Here is a 16,695-nt window from a genome sequence, read left to right on the forward strand (position 1 = left end):
GACGGCGGCCGCCGCACCGAGCACCTAGGATTGTGGGCTAACGCTGCGGTGAATTCTCGGATATATCCAAACAACCCCTTTAGTTTGCTGGCCCACCCGTGCCGGAGCGCTGTGCTCCGGACGACGACCAAGGGGTGAATGGGAGTATGCCGTGCAGGTGCTTGGACCGTGGACCGATATCGCGACGATCGCCGCCGTTGGCGGCGGTAAAGCGCGCGGCTTGCACAGCCTGGGGCAGTGCGGGTTTCGGGTCCCGGACTGGACCGTGCTCGGCACCGATGTCTTCGCGCGGTTCACCGCCGAAGACGAGCTCGAGCGGGCAGTGATAGAGGTCACAGGGCTGGACGAGCTCGACGCGGCACTCGGAGCAGGTGCTGAATTGCGCGCCCGGATTCGCGCGACACCGCTGCCGCAGGAGATTCGCGAGTTGATCGTCGACGCCTACGAGCGGCTCGGCGGCGGACCGATCGCGGTGCGCTCGTCCGTCGTCGCGGAGGACGGGCCGGAGCACTCGTATGCGGGCCAGTTCGATTCCTTCCTGAACGTCAACGGCGTCGACGCGGTGCTGGACCGGGTGCGCGACTGCTGGGCGTCGGCATTCTCCGAGCGATCGCTCCGCTATGCCTTCGCGAACAAACAGCCGCGGGCGTCCGCGGTCGCCGTTGTGCTGCAACGCCTGATCGTGGCGCGGGCCAGCGGCGTCATGTTCACCGCGAATCCGATCAGCGGCGCGCGCGACGAACTGGTGATCAGCGCGGTCTACGGGCTCGGTGAGGGCCTGGTGTCCGGCGCGGTGGATGCGGACTCGGTGGTGGTCGACAAATCCTCCGGCGTGGTGCTGGAAACCGTGGTGGGCGACAAGGACCGCTCGTATGTGGTCGCGGGCGATCAGGGCTGTGCCATCAGCGAAATCGATCCGGCGCGGCGGGAACTGCCCGTGCTGATCGACGCCGAGATCGCCGAGGTGGCCGAACTCGGGCGCAAGGTGGAGGCGGAATTCGATGCGCCGCAAGACGTGGAGTGGGCCATCGATGACGACGGGCTCTGGTTCCTGCAATCGCGGCCGATCACCACGGCGCTCGGTGTCCGTCCCGGCGCGCTCATTCGTGGCGCGGGCGAGGTCGTTCCGGATGGCGAACAACGAATCTGGGACAACTCCAACATCATCGAGAGCTTCAACGGCCTCACCTCGCCGCTGACCTACACCACCGCCGCCGACATCTACGGCCGCGTGTACCACGGCTACGCGAAATCTCTGCGGGTACCCGACGAGCAGGTGCGGCAGACCGAGCAGTGGACTCCGGTGCTGCTCGGCTACTTTCACGGTCGCGTCTACTACAACCTGCTGCACTGGTACCGGATGGTGGGCATCGCGCCGGGCTACCCGCTGAATCGCAAGGTGCTCGAGGCCGCGCTCGGCGTGGACGAGCCGCTACCCGACGACGTCGCGAAGACATTGCGCCCGTTCACCTTCGACAACCCAGTGCGCAGGCTGCGGTCACGGTCGGTGACCACGCTGACCTATCTGCGCCGCCTGTTCGGCATCGATGACATCGTCGAACAGTTCATGACCGACTTCTATCGCGTCTACGACGAATACGAGGCCATCGACTACACCACGCTGACCGGCGCGCAAGCCTACGCGGCATACCGGAAGGTGGACCGCGACCTGGTCGAGCGCTGGGGCCCGCTGATGGTGCTCGACGCGATCCTGCTGACCTGCACCGGATTGATGTTCCTGCTGACCAAACTGCTGCTGCCGAAGGCGCCGGAGTGGTTCCTGTACGCGGTGGTCGGCCCCGGCGCCGATGTCGAATCCGCCGAACCCGCCCGCGCGATGAAGGCACTCGCCGACAAGGTGCGTGCCGACCCCGAACTGACCGCACTGGTGAATTCGACAGCGCCGGAACAAATCTACCCGGCGCTGGCGGACCGGCCGGACTTCCGCGCCGAGGTCGACGCCTACGTCGATCGTTACGGCTACCGCAGCCTGGACGAACTCAAGCTGGAAACACCCGACCTGCGCGAAGATCCGGCGAGCCTGTTCGTCATGCTGCGCAGCGCCATGCCGGACGCGCCGCTCGGGCACCGTGACGAAGCCGAGGAATATCTCGACGCGCACCTGCACGGATTCCGGCGCCGGATCTATGAACTGCTGCGCGGCAAGGTTTCCCGGTGTGCCGCACACCGCGAACGGCTGCGGTTCTGCCGGACCAGGGCCTTCGGCATGGTCAAACGGATGATCCGGGTGATGGGTCGCGACCTGGCCGAGCGCGGCGTCATCGACGAGTTCGCCGATGTCTTCTACCTGACCGTGCAGGAGCTGCGCGGCTGCTACGAAGACGCCGATACCGCCGCGCTGCGCGAGCTCGTCGCGGCGCGAAAGGCACAGCGCGCCAAGGACGCCGAGCTGGTGGCTCCGGCCCGGTTCGTCACCACGGGGTCGACGTTCGGCCGCGCCGAACTGGCGAGCCAGGGCTGGGTGCCGATCACCGACACCCCGGCCGCCGAGGCGGGGACCGTGCTCGCGGGTACGCCGTCGGCGTCCGGGATCGTCGAGGGGGTGGCCGTCGTCGTGGACGAGCCGCGCGACGTCGCGGGTGGCATCCTGGTGGCTTACCGGACCGATCCCGGCTGGGTGGCCGCGCTGCCCTCCGCGTCGGCCCTGGTCATCGAGCGCGGCAGCCCGCTCACCCACGTCGCCATCGTGGCGCGGGAACTCGGGGTGCCGACGGTGGTGCAGGTGAAAGACGTGACCAAACGGGTCCGGACCGGTATGCGGATCCGGGTCGATGGCACCCATGGGACCGTTACCGTGCTGGCCGAAGGAGATGTCCGCGATGGATCATGACAAAGACGTTGCGGCCGTCCGGGATTGGCTAGCCGGCCGGGCCGGACAGGCCGGGATCCACTTGGCCGACGAGGCCGACGGCTGGGAGTACCGGAGCTACGCCGAACTGGCCGAGCAGACCTGGTCCATCGCCGCACTGATGCGGCAGCACGGGATGGGCAGCGGCGACGGCGCCTGCGTCATCATGCCGACCGGCTTCCCCTGCGTCGCCGCGTTCTACGCGGTATGGGCGTGCGGCGGAGTGTTCACGCCGGTCGCACCGCCGATGTTCGGTGACCTGGACCAGATCATCGCCCACATCGCCGCGATCCTGACCCAGGCGAATCCCCGGCTGGTGGTCACCTCGACCGAATTCGAGCAGTTGGTGCGGCAGGCGGCGACGGCGGCCGGACGCACCGACGAACCACTGGTGATCGACCCGGCGACGCTGAACCCGTGCCCGCCCGCCGAGCGAGTATTCGGTGCGCCCGACGAATGCGCGCTGCTGCAATTCACCTCCGGGTCCACCGCCGCCCCGCGCGGCGTGCGGGTGAGCTGGCACAACCTGGCGAACAACATCGCGATGATCTCCGCGCTGGTCGAGTGGCGCCGCGGCGAGGCGATGGTCTCCTGGCTGCCGCTCTATCACGACATGGGTCTGGTCGGTGCGTTCCTCACCACCGTCACCAACCAGGGCGATCTGTACCTCATGCGCCCGGACCAGTTCGTCCGCGAACCCGTGCGCTGGCTGCGGGCGATGGCGCACGCTCAGCACTCCCCGTCGCCATCGTTCGCGCTCGGCTATGTGGCGCACCGGGTTTCGCCCGAGGAGATCGCCGACCTCGACCTGTCCGGTTGGCGCACGCTCGCCGTCGGATCCGAGCCCGTGGAGGTGGCCGATCTCCAGTCGTTCGCGAAACTCACCGGCCCGCGCGGATTTTCGATGGACGCCTACACGCTGGCCTACGGGTTGGCGGAGGCGACGCTGATGGTGACCTCCTCGGCGCGGCACCGACCCATCACCGCCTTGCGCCTCGACACCGCGACGCTGCGGTTCGGCGAACCCGTCACGGTCCTCGAAGAGCAGTTGCTCGATGACACCCACCGCGTCGACGGCGCGGGATGGATCACCGGGCTCGGCTATTCGACTCCGGAATCGACCGTCACGGTGGTCGATGAAGAGGGGCGGGTGCTGCCGGACGGCACGCTCGGCGAGATGGTGGTGGTCGGGGACTCGGTGGCGCTTGGCTATTCCGACGAGTCCGATACCGCGTCTACCCGGATCGTCGACGGCGCGCTGTACTCCGGTGACGCCGGATTCCAGCATCGCGGTGAGGTTTTCGTGCTCGGCCGGATGGGCTCGAGCCTGAAGGTGCGCGGCCGGTCGGTGTTCATGGAGGACATCGAATCGCGCGTTGCCCAGGAAACCGGGCTCACCAAGGGCAAACTCGCCGCTGTGGCGATCACCGAACCGGGCGAGCAGGGGATCGCGCTGTTCGCCGAATCCAAGCCGGGCGATTGGATTTCCGAGGCGCGCAAGATTATTCGCAGTGAACTGGGGCCCGCGCAGACGGTCACCATCGTCACCGGCCCACGCGGCATCATCCGGCGTACCTCCAGCGGTAAGCCACGCAGGCGGCACATGTGGGAGCAGTTCCGCAGCGGTGCGCTGGCGGATGCGGTCGTCCACGAACCTCCCGGTCTCTCCGGCGAGAGCCCGAATCGAGTCGTTGCCGACGGGCCCGAACCGACACTGGCGGCCGAACGGGTGCGCCAGCTGCTCGACCGCGCACTGGAAAGCGTGGCGGTGCCCGCGAATTCGACCGTGTTGTTCGAGGGATCGCTGGCCGAGGGATTCGGCAACGAGGGGTCCGACGTGGACTTCCTCGTGCTCGCGCCCGGCGACGAGGAACTGCCGACGTTGCCGACGGTGCTGTTCATCGACGGCCGCCGGGTGGAGGTGCGCACCCGCTCCGAGGCGCAGCTGCGACGGCAGCTCGAACAGGTGGCGAACGCCGCGCAGGTGTCGGAGCTGGAGGAAGACCTGCTCAACCGGTGTCAGCGATTCCTGCGGGCGACGGTGGTCCGCCGCGGCGGACCCGACGTCGATGCCTTGCGTGCGCTGCTGCCGCACAGCACGTTTACGACACTGATCGCCGACTGGTGGTTCGCCAGGGCGGTGCATGCGCTGCGGTACGCCGGCGCACTGCGCGCGCTGCGGGCGCGCGACGAAGCGATCGGCTGGGCCCGCGACGGCTTGCTCCAGGCCATGAAGGGCTGGGCCGCGCGCCGCGGCGAAAGCTATCTGGAGACCAAATGGCTGCCGCAGCAGCTGGATCGGATCGGCGGCGACGAACTCATCGATCGCTACCGCGACCTCAGCGATCCCGGCGCATGGGCGGGCGACGATACGACGCGGACCCACGGTGACGCGCTACCGGGTGTGCTCGGCGACGCGCAGGCGCGGGCACTGTCCGAGCAGGCGACCTGGGCGCAGCTGCTCGAACTCGCCCAGGCGCTTGGGGTCGCGGACGTCGTCGACGATCCCGACCAGCTCCTGTTCGCCAGGGTGCCCGAGGTGACGACTTGGACGATCGGCAAGCGAGTGCACGTCATCCGTGGTGACAGCGAGGTGTTCGCGCTGTCGGACAGCGGTGCTCGCGCCTGGCGCTCGGTGGTGTTCCGTCATTCGCTCGCCGCAGTGCTCGCCCGGCAGCCGCATGACATCACCGCCGAACTGGCGGAGTTCCTTCGGCTCGGCTTCGTCGGATTGCAGTGGCGGCGTGGCGAAGTGCTTACACCCGCGCTCGCCATGTGCAAACCAGTGCGGCCATACACCCCGGTGGCGTCCGCACTGGCGCCCGCTCTCGGCGTGTCCGGTGCGGCGCGCGAGGAGGCGATCGCGACATTGTCGCCACTGCCCGCCCGCCGTTTCACCGAGTGCGCGCTGAACCTGGTGTGGTCGAACATCGTGCTGGAGAACGCCCGCGAGGACCTGGCGGGTGCCGTCAAGGACGGGCAGGGGGCAGTCGCCGATATCGCGGCGCACCGGATGATCGCCATGGGCGTGCGGGTGGTGTTGTCCGCCTTTGGTATTCACCCGCTACCGGCCGATGTCGCTCCGATAGTGACCTTGCGCCGCATCCTGCCACCGCACGCCCAGCACCGTGCCGACCTGCTCGCGCGGCTGGAAACCGCTGGGCGGGTGCGGTTCTCGGAGACCAGCGCGACCGGCGGTGACCCGCTGGCAGGTGTCGCGATCCTCGACGATTTCGTGACGCTGGTGCGCTCCGTCGCCGCGGACCCGGACGTGACCGGGTTCCCGGCTTCGTTCGACTCACGCGAACAGTGGCGGCGCACCCTGGCCATCGGCTACGACTGGCTGCGCGTCGCAGGCTATCTCGACACCGACCTGCCTCTGGACGAGGCCCGAGACCTGCTGGCCTCCGGCGGGCAGCAACCACATCTGCGCGACGAAGGGATCCGGTCATGACCGCTGTAACCGACGCCGCCGTGGCCGAGCGGGTGCGCACCCTGGTCAACGCCATGGCGCCGAACCCGCAGGCAACAACCGACGATGGTCAACGGCTCATCGAGGACCTGGGCTTCGACTCGTTGCGGTTGATGGAGCTCACCGTCGTATTGGAGCGGGCGTTCGACCTGCCGCGCTACAAGCCGGAGCAACTCGTCGGTGTGCGACGGGTCGGTGAGGTCATCGGTTTGATTTCGGGTTCCCTAGCCGAGGGAGGCCGGTCATGAGTGGGCGCGACACCGTGTTGGTCACCGGTGCGACAGGGCTGGTCGGCGCGGAAGTGGTGGCCCGCCTGGCCGCCGCCAGCCGACCGGTCGCCGCTGTGCTGCACAGCAATTCGCGCATCGTTCGCAATGACGGCACCGTCCTTGGTGCGGGCAGTCAGGTCGCCGGTGACATTCGGAGCCCGGGATTCGGGCTGTCCGAGCGTGATCGCGTTGACCTGTCCGAACGCGTCGGCATGATCGTGCACTGCGCGGCCACCACGGCGTTCGATGCCACGGCGACGGACTACGAAGAACTCAATGTGCGCGGCACCGCCAACGCCATCGCGCTCGCGCAGGCGTGGGATGTGCCGCTCGTGCACGTCAGCACGGCCTACGTGTGCGGACGGCGCGGCGGCACCATCACCGAGGAAGAACTCGAAGCGGGCCAGACCTTCGGAAACGGCTACGAGGAGAGCAAGTTCCGCGCCGAACAGCTGGTGCGCGCGGCCGGGGAACAGGGCCTGCGCTGGGCTATCGTGCGACCGGGCATTGTGACCGGCGCGACCGGAACCGGCGTGATCCGCGAGTACAAGAACCTCTACACCGTCGTCAAACTGATGGTCGAGGGCAAGTTGCGGTCGCTGCCCGGACGATACGACGCGACCCTCTCACTGGCGCCGGTCGATCATGTCGCCGACGTGATCGCCGCGGCCGTACTGGATTTCGACTCGGCGCATCATCGCACCTTCCACGCGGTCGGCCAGGACACGCTGTCGTTGCGCGAGGTGTCGGATGTCCTCGCCGAATATCCGTCCTTCGAGGTCGCGACCTTCGTGCCAGCGGCGACCTTCGACATCAACGATCTCGACGCCATCGAGCGGGAGTACTACCTGCGCATCGGCTCGCTCTACACCAGTTACTTCGAGCGCCGTCTGGTCTTCGGCACGGTGAATGTCGAAGTGCTGCTCGGTAAACCGTCTCCCTCGACCGGCAAGGAGTATCTGCGGGTGCTGCTGGACTACTGTCTCGAATCCGGCTATCTCGGCGTGCCGCTGCCGTCGATCGAAGAAGTGCTGGCAGGCAATGACTTCGGCGGGGTGGACCGATGACCCCGCCGCTGCGTGAGCTGCTCGCCGCGCTGACGCCGCAGCCGGAGAAGGTGACGGCCTATGTCGACGACACCTACGTACAGGAGACTGTCGAGCATCTCGACCGCCTCGGTGTCGACGCCGCGAAGTTCGCCAGGGAGCACTCGCTGCTGCTGCTCAAACCGGATGCCATCGTCGCCAGATCGGTCGAGCCGACGCTGAAATGGCTGGCGGACAATAACTTCCGGGTCGTGTCCGCCTTCCGGGTCGCGGTCGATCGGCATTTCGCCCGCGCGCTGTGGTATTTCGCCTGGAATATCGCCTCGCCCGAACGTAGGCGGCTGGCCGACCTGCTGGTGGGCATCTCGGACGTGTTGGTGCTTGTGGTCCGCGGGGTAGACGCGGAACTGCCGGTCCCGGTGCGGCTCACCGAGGCCAAGGGCGCGACCGACCCGCGCAAACGCAAGCCCGGCGAGCTGCGCTACCTGCTCGGCCGCCACAACTATCTGCTGAATCTGGTGCATTCGCCCGACGATCCCGCCGATGTGCTGCGGGAGCTCGCCATCCATCTGGACGAGCGAAGCCGGGCGACGGTGGTCGCACAGGCGGGCACGGGCGACGATCGCTCCGCCGACGCCCTGGTGATCGCGGACGACCTTTACGCGCAGGCACCCGCTCGCAGCTTCGACCGCGCCACCGCGGTCGAAACGATCCTGCGCGACCTCGAGCGGACCGGTTCGACGGCCCCACCCGGTTTCGACCCGCAGGACGACGCGGAGTGCGCGCGCCTGCTGTATTCCGCGTGGGCCGACGGCCGGGAACTCGATCCCTGGTCGGTCATCGTGCTCGGGTCCTATGTACTCCCGATGCGGGTCGGCACGCAGCCGCAAACGCTGCGACCGGTAACCGCGCAAGACTGGCTGGAGGAACGACCGTGACGGCGAACGTGGAAACGGTAAAGACAGCAACCCATCTCCGCACCATCTCGCGCGCGCTGGCGCACCGGTGCGCGGTGTCCGAGGTGTTCGTCACCTCGCTGGACACGGTGGCCGAGAACGAGTTCGTGGTCGGCGCCCAATTACCGAGAATGCACGCCTATTACGGCGATCACACCGGCTCGCTCGCCCTGCGCCACGATCCGCTGCTGGTGATGGAGGCCGCCAGGCAGGCCGCGATCGCGCTGAGCCACGAGTTCTACGGGGTGCCCGCCGATATGGCGTTCATCGTGCGCACCTTCAACGGCACCGGCGCGGATACGCCCGCGTGGGAAGTCGGCACCGCGCCCGCCGATCTCGTGATGCGGGTGCGGGTACCGCGGCGGCACGTGCGCGGCGAGACGGTGCACGGGCTGGACATGGTGCTGGAAATCGACTGCGGCAACGAGTCGATGATGACCGTGGACGGTTCGTTCTCGTGGATGACCCAGCGACAGTGGTCCGCACTGCGCGGCGCCTTCCGGAAAAGCCTTGGGCTCGGGCCGTATCGGGGTGCGTCGGCGCTCTCCGACCGCGCCGCCTCGGTCGACGTCGGGCGGGAGAACTGGCGCAATGTCGTGATCGCGCCGCCGCAACTGTCCGGGACCACCGCTCGCGCGCTGCTCGTCCCCGATCTCGGCCACCCGTTCCTGTTCGATCATCAGCTCGACCACGTGCCGGGCAGCCTGCTGATCGAGGCGTGCAGGCAGACCGCGTTGGCCATGGTGCTGCACCGCGCACCCCGATTGGAGTGCGTCGGAAGCGCTTTCGAGCGCTTCGTGGAGTTGGACCGTCCGGCGGAATGCGTTGCCGAGATCACCGGCCAGCAGGCCGACCGTACCGTGATCCACTGTGAGATCCGGCAGGCCGACGCGGTAGCGGCCGAGATCGATCTCGAATTCGCCGACGACGAACTGGGTTTCGGCGCCGAAGGAACGGAGGCGGGCCGTTGAGCGGCACCGAACTGCTCACCACCACCCGATCGATCCGCCGTCGCCTCGACCTGTCGCGTCCGGTCGAGCGGCGGGATCTGCTGGAGTGCCTGGATATCGCGGTGCAGGCGCCCAGCGGCAGTAATCGGCAGCCGTGGCGATTCCTGATTGTGCAGGACGGCGATACCAAGGAACGGATCGCGGGCTACTACCGGAAAGGGTTCGCTGCCAATCTTTCCGGCCGCACGCCGCGACCCGACCAGCTCGGGGACCTCGCCTCCGGGCAGTATCTCGCCGAACACTTGGCCGAGGTACCCGCGCTGGTGGTCGTCTGCTCGCTGGGCCGACTGCCGGAGCCCGCGTCGGCGCTGCGGCTGGCGAGCTTCTACGGTTCGGTCTATCCGGCCGTATGGAACTTCATGCTCGCGCTGCGTGCGCGCGGACTCGGGTCGTGCCTGACGACGGCCCACCTGGCCTACGAGCGGGAGATCGCGGAGCTGTTGGGCATCCCGTTCGATGAGGTGACCCAGGTGGCCATGGTCCCGGTCGCGCATCTGTTGCCCGGAAGCGACGGGCCCGGTCGGCGGGTCCCGGCCGCCGAGGTGACCATGTGGGATCGATGGGTGTGACCCGGCCGCTGGTGTCCGCCACGCGGATCGCCCGGTTCACCGCGGTGATGTACAAGCCGCACTACCTGCTGTACGGCGTGCTGTGGGTGCTCGCGTTGGAGGGCACGGCTTCGCTTGTGACGCAGCCGGATTCGCCGTGGCGTCCGACCTTGGCCACTGTGGTCCGGATCGCGGTGGTCGCGTTCGTCCTGCTGTACCTGCGGATGGTCGATGAGCAGAAGGATTTGGAATACGACCGGGTGCATAATCCGGACCGTCCGCTGGTGACCGGTGCGGTGAGCGCCGTCGAGCTGCGTGTCGCCATGGGTCTCATCGCGATCGGCGCCGTCGCGGGCAGTCTCGCGCTGTCCGTGGGTTCGGCCGTAATGATCACTGTCGCAATGGCTTACGGGCTGGCGCTATGGGGGTTCGAGCGGCTGTTCGCCACCGTGCGGACCAACATTCTGGTGAATCTGGTCGTCACCTATCCGGTGCAGCTGCTCGTCACCGGTTACGTCGTGGTGTCGGCGATCGACACCGGCGAGGTGCGTGCGCACTGGCAGGCAGCGGCGGTCGCCGTTATCTTCGCCGGTGCATTCCTTCAGTTCGAGTTCGCCAGGAAGACTTCCCGCGAACGTCGGCCCGATGAGCTGCTGTACTCGAATGCGTTGGGTGCCAAGGGCAGCACCGCGGCGTCTGTGCTGTGCGCGGGTGCCGCCGTGCTGTGTGCTCTCGTGCTCGTCCGGCCGTGGGAGTATTCGCTGCCGTCGTCGCTCCTCGGCTGGCTCCCCGTGCCGCTGCTGGCGATTCCGGCGTTCGGCGCGGTGAAGTTCTTGCGCAGTGACCGCGTCGACTATCCGGTGCTGCCCGCGGTGGTCTTCATCCTCACCCTCTATCTCGCGCTGATCGGCCAGGCCCTGGCCCTGCCGTAGCCGGACGTGGCAAAACGTCCAGGTGCGCCACCGTCGTGTCCTGCTCGGGTCTGGTGAAATACGGCAGAGGACGGTAGGCGATAGGCATTGACGCCGATGCGGTGGTCCGGGCAATCCTCCTCGGCCGCACCGAGATACACCGCCAACGCATACGCGAGCGGCCCGCGGTGCGACTCCGGAATCCTGGCGAGCGCTACTCGTCGGCGCTTCTTACTGCCGTAACGACCGCTGCGGTGTACTGCGTTGTGAAGCTGCCGCCTACCGCGTCGATCGCGGCGCCGAGGCCGACCAGCACTTCGTTCAGCACTTCCTGCGGGAGCCGGGTGGTGAGGCCGGTAGTGGCCGACAGTTCCAGCCACTCGTCGCGAGTGTAGGACTGACGCCAGTCGAATCGGCGCAGCTCCGGCTCGCCGAAAGCGCTTGTCCGGCGGATACCTTCGGATGCTGTGTCGCCCATCGTCGTGTACACCTCCCGGACGGGAGTCGCGGCCATGCGGGCGATGGGTGAGTCCGGTAGCACCTGGCGATAGACCTCGGCGAATGCCTCCGCCAGTTCGGGTGGTGGCTGATTCACGTTCCAGAACACGGCCAACTGGCCGCCGGGCCGCAGGACCTCGGCCGCCTTCGTCGCGCCCGCGACGGGGTCCACCCAGTGCCAGGCCTGCCCGGAGACGACGGTGTCGAAGGTCCGGCCCCTGGGATCCCAGGCTTCGAAGGTGGCCACTTCGACCTCGGTGCCATTGCGACGGGCGAATTCGGCCATGCGGTCGTCGGGTTCGACGCCGAGGACCGTGCAACCGGCGGCTTGGAACTGACGGGCGACGATGCCGGTGCCGATACCTACGTCGAGGAAATCGCGACCCGGGCTGGCGGCGACGATCGCCGCCACCATGGCGTCGGGGTAGCGCGGTCTGGATCGGTCGTAGCGTTCGGGGTCCACCCCGAACGACTCCGCCACTTCGCGGATTCGATGCGGCTCGTGCTGGGAGCGGGGCGATTGCCCCGTCGGTATAGTGGGCATGTGCCCACTATAAGTGGGCACATGCCCACTCTTCAACCGTTCGGGCTGGCGAAGCAAGGAGAAGTACACGGTGCCAACAGGTGTGGCGATGCGCGATGTGCGCGAGCAGTTGTTCGATGCTGCCGAGCGCATTCTGTTGCAGGACGGGCCGAGTGCGCTGACCAGCCGGGCGGTCACCGCGGCGGCGGGCTGTGCCAAGGGGGTGCTGCACCGGCACTTCGCCGACTTCGACGCCTTCCTGGCCGAGCTCGTGCTGGACCGCATCGCGCGGGTCGACCAGCAGGCGGCTGCTCTGCGCGAGTCCGCCGGGACCGGCACTGTCGTGGGCAACCTCACCGCTGCGCTGACTACCGTGTTCGGATCGGTGGCCGTGGCCATCATCAGCCTCGTCACGTTCCGGGATGAGTTGCGCGCCAGGCTCCGTCAGGCCAGGCCGACCGGTGTTCCGCTGTTGGCCGAAGCGACAGCGATGATCGCCTCCTACCTCGTCGCCGAGCAAGCACAGGGGCGTATCGCGGCGGACGCCGACGTAGATGTGCTCGCTCCCACGCTGATCGGGGCGGGACATCTACTGTTCGCCGATCGGAAAGGCACACCACCGGAGGCCGAAGCCGTCGGCAAGGTCGTCACCGCAGTCATCGCCGGGGCGTTGACGGGTTAAGCAGGTCTGGCCTCGAGAACGTTGTCCGGGGAGGCGGTCGGTATCACGTTGGTCAGGGTGAATCCGAAGCGTGCCAGTAACTTTCGGTACTCGGCCGCGGTGCGTTCGCGGCCGCCGGTATTGATGAGCATTTCCAGGTCGACGAACTTGCCTGGATGCGGGCGAGTGTTCTCCGGGACGACCAGTTCGATGATCAGCAGGCGGGCATCGGGTTTCATCGCGGCGCGGACGGCGGCCAGGATTCGGCCCGCGTCGTCTTCCGGCCAGTCGTGCAGGACGTGTTTGAGGAGATAGGCGTCGCCGCCCTGGGGGACGGAGTCGAAGAAGGATCCGCGTTCGATCGTGCAGCGGTCGATCAGTCCCAGATCGGCCAGGCGAGTCGTCGCCGACTCGACCACCCCTGGTAGCTCCAACAGCACGCCCCGGGAACGTGGTGCGCGGCGCAGGATTTCGGCGAGCAGCGTGCCGTCGCCCCCGCCCACATCGACCACGGTGCCGAAGCGAGTGAAGTCGTAGGCCGCGAGCACGGGTTCCAGCCCGAGGCTGCCGATGCTGGTCATCGCGTTGTCGAACAGCGTGCCGAGTTTCCGGTCGGCCCGCACCTGGTCGAAGAACGACATGCCGTGCAGCGCTTCGCCCACCGGCTTGCCGGTGCGCACCGCGTCGACGAGATGCGACCAGTTGTCCCGGTGGATCGGGGAGCCGAAGAACAGGGCGGCATCGCGTAGCGAGACGTCGGCGTCGCGTCGCAGCGCTCGCGCCATCGAAGTGAGCGCGTACCTGCCGTCCCGGCGCTCGGTGAAGATGCCGTGACTGATCAGCAGCCGGAGCAGCCGATGCAGCGCCTGCTCGTCGGCCCCTATCTGCGCTGCCAGTTCGGCGCCGCTTCGCGGCCCGTCGGCGAGGGCGTCGGCGACACCGAGTTCGGCGGCGGCGTGGATCGCCTGCGACAGCCAACCGGCGGCGAGCAGCTCCATAGTCGCGACATGCCCCGGCACCAGCTTGCGATAGGCGAGCGCCAAACCGTTGCGCACCAGCTCTACCGCGCGGATCACTGCCTGCGGCGGCATTCTCGGTTCGCGGGAAGCCATGCGACTCCTCCCTGGCCGACGAATGAGACGTGGCCAGCCTAGCCGCGGTCAGAAGCGCCAGCGGGTCGCACCGCCGGGTTCCACTGTGCCGAGCGCCATCGCGATGTTCGGGGTGATGCGGTAGACGTGCCACGGTGGGGGGCCCGCGGACTGGGCGCTGTACTCGGCGGTGAGTGCCTCGCCGGTGTCATCGACCGCGGCGGGCCAGCCGCCTGACGAGATGGCCGCACCGAATTCATCTGGCATGCAGGACCACCGGAAGCCGGGACGGGGAAGCGACGAAATCGCGGTTCGACGGCTTCACCTGATAGTCAGGATCGGCGACCGGCCGCCAGCGGGCGAACAGGGCCGCGGTGGCGAGGGTGATGGTCATCAGCGCGAAGTTGTTGCCCGGACAGTGCCGGATGCCGACCCCGAACGGCAAAATGGCTTTCTTGTCGATCTCCTCGACTCGGCCGGGGAACCAGCGATCGGGATCGAAGGATTCCGGGTTGGGGTAGTAGTGCGGATTGTGGTGAATCATGTACGGACTGAAAACGACCATGGCGCCGTCGGGCAGCGTGGTGCCGCCCAAGGTCACCGGGCCGTCGGCGGTGTGCGTGCTGACCCACGGCCCCCAGAAACGCAGTGTTTCCAGCACGACCAGTCGCAGATACGGCAGCCGCGCGACATGGTCGGGCGTGACCGGTGCAGCCCCGACGAAATCGGCCAGCTCCCGGTGTAATTCGTCGGCGATATCCGGATTGCGCATGATCTCGTGCCATACCCAGCCGAGGATGGACGCGGTCGAGCCGACTCCGGCGGCCAGCATCAGCAGCAGCTCATCGATGATCTCCTCATCGGAGAGGCGGGTGCCGGTCTCCGGGTCGCTGTGCTGGACCAGCGCGGAGAGCACATCGTGGAAATCCCGGTCGGCACGGCGATATTCGGCCACCACGGCCCCGATCTCGGCCCGCAGCCGACGGGACTTGGTGGTGAACCGCCGATTGGCGATCAACCGCAGGCGGCGCACCGGCGGCGGCAGCGCGGCGCGCTGGATCACCTGGCCGAGTAGCCACGGGATGTTCTGCTGGACTTCACGTTTCGCGTCCGCGCCGAAGTCGGCGGTGAACAAGGTCGAGGAGATGGTGTCGAGGACGAGCCGGTGTGCCTCGTCCACCAGGTTCAACTGCTGGCCCGGGCGTAGCGAATTCGACCACGCGTTCGCGAGATCGGCGGCCACCACGGCGTATTCGTTCAACCGGCGCTGGCGCAGCGCGGGCGCGATCATTCGGCGGCGCAGCTCGTGCGGTTTGCCGCTGAGCACGTTGGACGCGCCGCGAATGACCTCCTGGATGGCGTCGCGCAACTCCTCGCGATGGAATTCGCCTGCCTCGCCGAAGCTCACCTCGCGGATGAGCTCCGGTGTGGTGAGTACGTAGGCCGGTCGCGGCCCGAGATAGATCCGGACGATCGGGCCGACCTCGGCCAGCGACGTCACGAACTTCAGGCCGTCACGCAGCGCCACCACGCTGTGGCCGAGCAGGGGCAGGCGTCCGGGAGCGGTGGGGACATTCGGAACAGGATGCGGCATAGCGGGTTCGGCACCTCCGACCAAGTCGGTGTAGATCGAGAGGATCGCTTCGGTGAGGCGTGACTGCCGGGCGGCATCGGCGCGCTCGGTGAGGATCTTGCGCATCGGCGCCAATTGTTCCGGGTCATCGGCGAGTTCGCGCAACGTCTCGGCGATCGCGGCCACCGAAGGATTCGGCGTACACACGCCACCGCCGTCCGGCACCGTCTCCGCCAGGTCCGGATCGCAGTAGACGACCGGCAGCCGCATCGCCACCGCCTCCAGCAGTGCCATGCCCTGGGTATCGAAACCCGAGGAGGGGAAAAGCAATACATCGTGCGCCGCCATGGCGGCCAGGCAATCCGCCTGACTCACCGCGCCGTGCAGCCGTACCCGCTCGCCCAGCCCGGCCGCGTCGATCATCGCCCGTGCCCGGTCCCACAGATCGCCGGTGCCGTAGACGTCGAACGTGCAGTTCTCGACCAGCCGCACCGCTTCGATGGCCTCGAGCAGCCGCTTCTCACCGGATAGCCTGGCGCACCAGAGAACTCGCAGCGGGCCGCTTCGGATCGGGCTGGATTCGGGCGGCGCCGAGGCCTGCGCATTGTCCAGGAGATCGTCGTCGATGCCGTTGGAGATCACCTGCGTCGGCCGGTCCAGCCCATGCGCCAGAATGCGTTCGGCGAAGTGCCGGGTCGGTACGATCACCCGGTCGGCGGCCTGCGCCTGGGCGACCATGGTGCGCCAGGCGTGCCGGGCCGCGCGGGACTCGTTGTTGCGCGGCATATGTCCGCGATGGGAGACGAAACGGCCGTGCAGGGCGCGCATGGTGAGCGCGGAGAGGTACGGAACGGGTGAGGTGTTGGCGATGAAGACGTCGTCGCGGCTGTGCACGGTGTGCACCACGGGGATGCTGTGGCGGCGGGCGGCACGGAGTCCGGCGATGGCGACACCGTAGGTGGTCTGGGTGTGCACGACGTCGATCGGACCGCGCTCGGCGAAGGCCGCGTCGATCAACCGGGTGTTCGCCGGTGTCGGCAGCACCATGGCGAAACCGTTCACCACGACGCCCCCGAGCGCGGAAAGGGCCACCACGTTCGGGTCCGGTTCGGTAGATTCCGGCGTGGGCGCGGTGAACACGGTGACGCGGTGGCCGAGCCGTTCGAGCCCACGACGCTGGGCATGTACCGAGGTCTGGATCCCGCCGAGGGTGGCGGGATGGAAGTCCGTGAACAGCGCGACGTGCATGGGACCACGGTACGGACATG

The 16,695-nt window shown here is 67.9% G+C and carries 13 protein-coding genes; 9 read left to right on the forward strand and 4 right to left on the reverse strand.

All coding sequences use genetic code 11. From position 1 onward, the window contains the following. Positions 1-151 precede the first annotated feature (151 nt). Genes KV110_RS09605 through KV110_RS09640 form a run of 8 tightly spaced genes read left to right on the forward strand, consistent with a single transcriptional unit; the run spans position 152 to position 11,102 of the window. Positions 152-2,851, forward strand: coding sequence for a phosphoenolpyruvate synthase (locus KV110_RS09605; protein ID WP_246634431.1), 2,700 nt, complete (start codon positions 152-154; stop codon positions 2,849-2,851). Next, on the forward strand, positions 2,841-6,323 hold the full coding sequence (locus tag KV110_RS09610; protein WP_218475239.1) for an AMP-binding protein: 3,483 nt from the start codon (positions 2,841-2,843) through the stop codon (positions 6,321-6,323). The genes KV110_RS09605 and KV110_RS09610 overlap by 11 nt, the downstream gene beginning before the upstream one ends. Next, a complete protein-coding gene (locus KV110_RS09615; protein ID WP_218475241.1) occupies positions 6,320-6,589 on the forward strand; it encodes an acyl carrier protein in 270 nt (89 codons plus the stop codon). Before KV110_RS09610 ends, KV110_RS09615 begins: the two co-directional genes overlap by 4 nt. Continuing rightward, on the forward strand, positions 6,586-7,677 hold the full coding sequence (locus KV110_RS09620; RefSeq protein WP_218475242.1) for an SDR family oxidoreductase: 1,092 nt from the start codon (positions 6,586-6,588) through the stop codon (positions 7,675-7,677). The genes KV110_RS09615 and KV110_RS09620 overlap by 4 nt, the downstream gene beginning before the upstream one ends. After that, positions 7,674-8,594 carry a nucleoside-diphosphate kinase gene (locus KV110_RS09625; RefSeq protein ID WP_218475243.1) on the forward strand — a complete coding sequence of 307 codons (921 nt, stop codon included), beginning with the start codon at positions 7,674-7,676 and terminating at the stop codon, positions 8,592-8,594. Before KV110_RS09620 ends, KV110_RS09625 begins: the two co-directional genes overlap by 4 nt. Next, the gene (locus KV110_RS09630; RefSeq protein ID WP_246634432.1) at positions 8,591-9,583 is read left to right on the forward strand and encodes a ScbA/BarX family gamma-butyrolactone biosynthesis protein; all 993 of its coding nucleotides are present in this window, start codon (positions 8,591-8,593) and stop codon (positions 9,581-9,583) included. The genes KV110_RS09625 and KV110_RS09630 overlap by 4 nt, the downstream gene beginning before the upstream one ends. Beyond that, positions 9,580-10,191: a nitroreductase family protein gene (locus KV110_RS09635; protein WP_218475244.1), complete on the forward strand. Its 612-nt coding sequence runs from the start codon at positions 9,580-9,582 to the stop codon at positions 10,189-10,191. Before KV110_RS09630 ends, KV110_RS09635 begins: the two co-directional genes overlap by 4 nt. Continuing rightward, a complete protein-coding gene (locus KV110_RS09640) occupies positions 10,182-11,102 on the forward strand; it encodes a UbiA prenyltransferase family protein (protein WP_218478306.1) in 921 nt (306 codons plus the stop codon). Before KV110_RS09635 ends, KV110_RS09640 begins: the two co-directional genes overlap by 10 nt. A gap of 193 nt (positions 11,103-11,295) precedes the next feature. On the opposite strand, the gene KV110_RS09645 is transcribed toward KV110_RS09640, so the two are convergent. Then, the gene (locus KV110_RS09645) at positions 11,296-12,123 is read right to left on the reverse strand and encodes a class I SAM-dependent methyltransferase (protein WP_218475246.1); all 828 of its coding nucleotides are present in this window, start codon (positions 12,121-12,123) and stop codon (positions 11,296-11,298) included. Positions 12,124-12,193: 70 nt separating this feature from the next. Here KV110_RS09645 and KV110_RS09650 point away from each other — a divergent pair, with 70 nt between their 5' ends. Continuing rightward, complete coding sequence (locus KV110_RS09650) at positions 12,194-12,784, forward strand: TetR/AcrR family transcriptional regulator (protein WP_218475248.1); 591 nt, start codon at positions 12,194-12,196, stop codon at positions 12,782-12,784. Here KV110_RS09650 and KV110_RS09655 read toward each other — a convergent pair. The 3 genes from KV110_RS09655 to KV110_RS09665 are packed head-to-tail and all read right to left on the reverse strand — an operon-like array spanning position 12,781 to position 16,675. Beyond that, positions 12,781-13,875: a methyltransferase gene (locus KV110_RS09655; RefSeq protein WP_218475250.1), complete on the reverse strand. Its 1,095-nt coding sequence runs from the start codon at positions 13,873-13,875 to the stop codon at positions 12,781-12,783. The two genes, KV110_RS09650 and KV110_RS09655, sit on opposite strands and share 4 nt — an antisense overlap. A 48-nt stretch (positions 13,876-13,923) precedes the next feature. Then, positions 13,924-14,121: a hypothetical protein gene (locus tag KV110_RS09660; RefSeq protein ID WP_246634433.1), complete on the reverse strand. Its 198-nt coding sequence runs from the start codon at positions 14,119-14,121 to the stop codon at positions 13,924-13,926. Then, positions 14,111-16,675, reverse strand: a complete 2,565-nt coding sequence (locus KV110_RS09665; RefSeq protein WP_218475252.1) for a cytochrome P450 — start codon at positions 16,673-16,675, stop codon at positions 14,111-14,113. Before KV110_RS09665 ends, KV110_RS09660 begins: the two co-directional genes overlap by 11 nt. Positions 16,676-16,695 lie beyond the last annotated feature (20 nt).

Source organism: Nocardia iowensis, from assembly GCF_019222765.1.
GTDB classification, from domain to species: domain Bacteria; phylum Actinomycetota; class Actinomycetes; order Mycobacteriales; family Mycobacteriaceae; genus Nocardia; species Nocardia iowensis.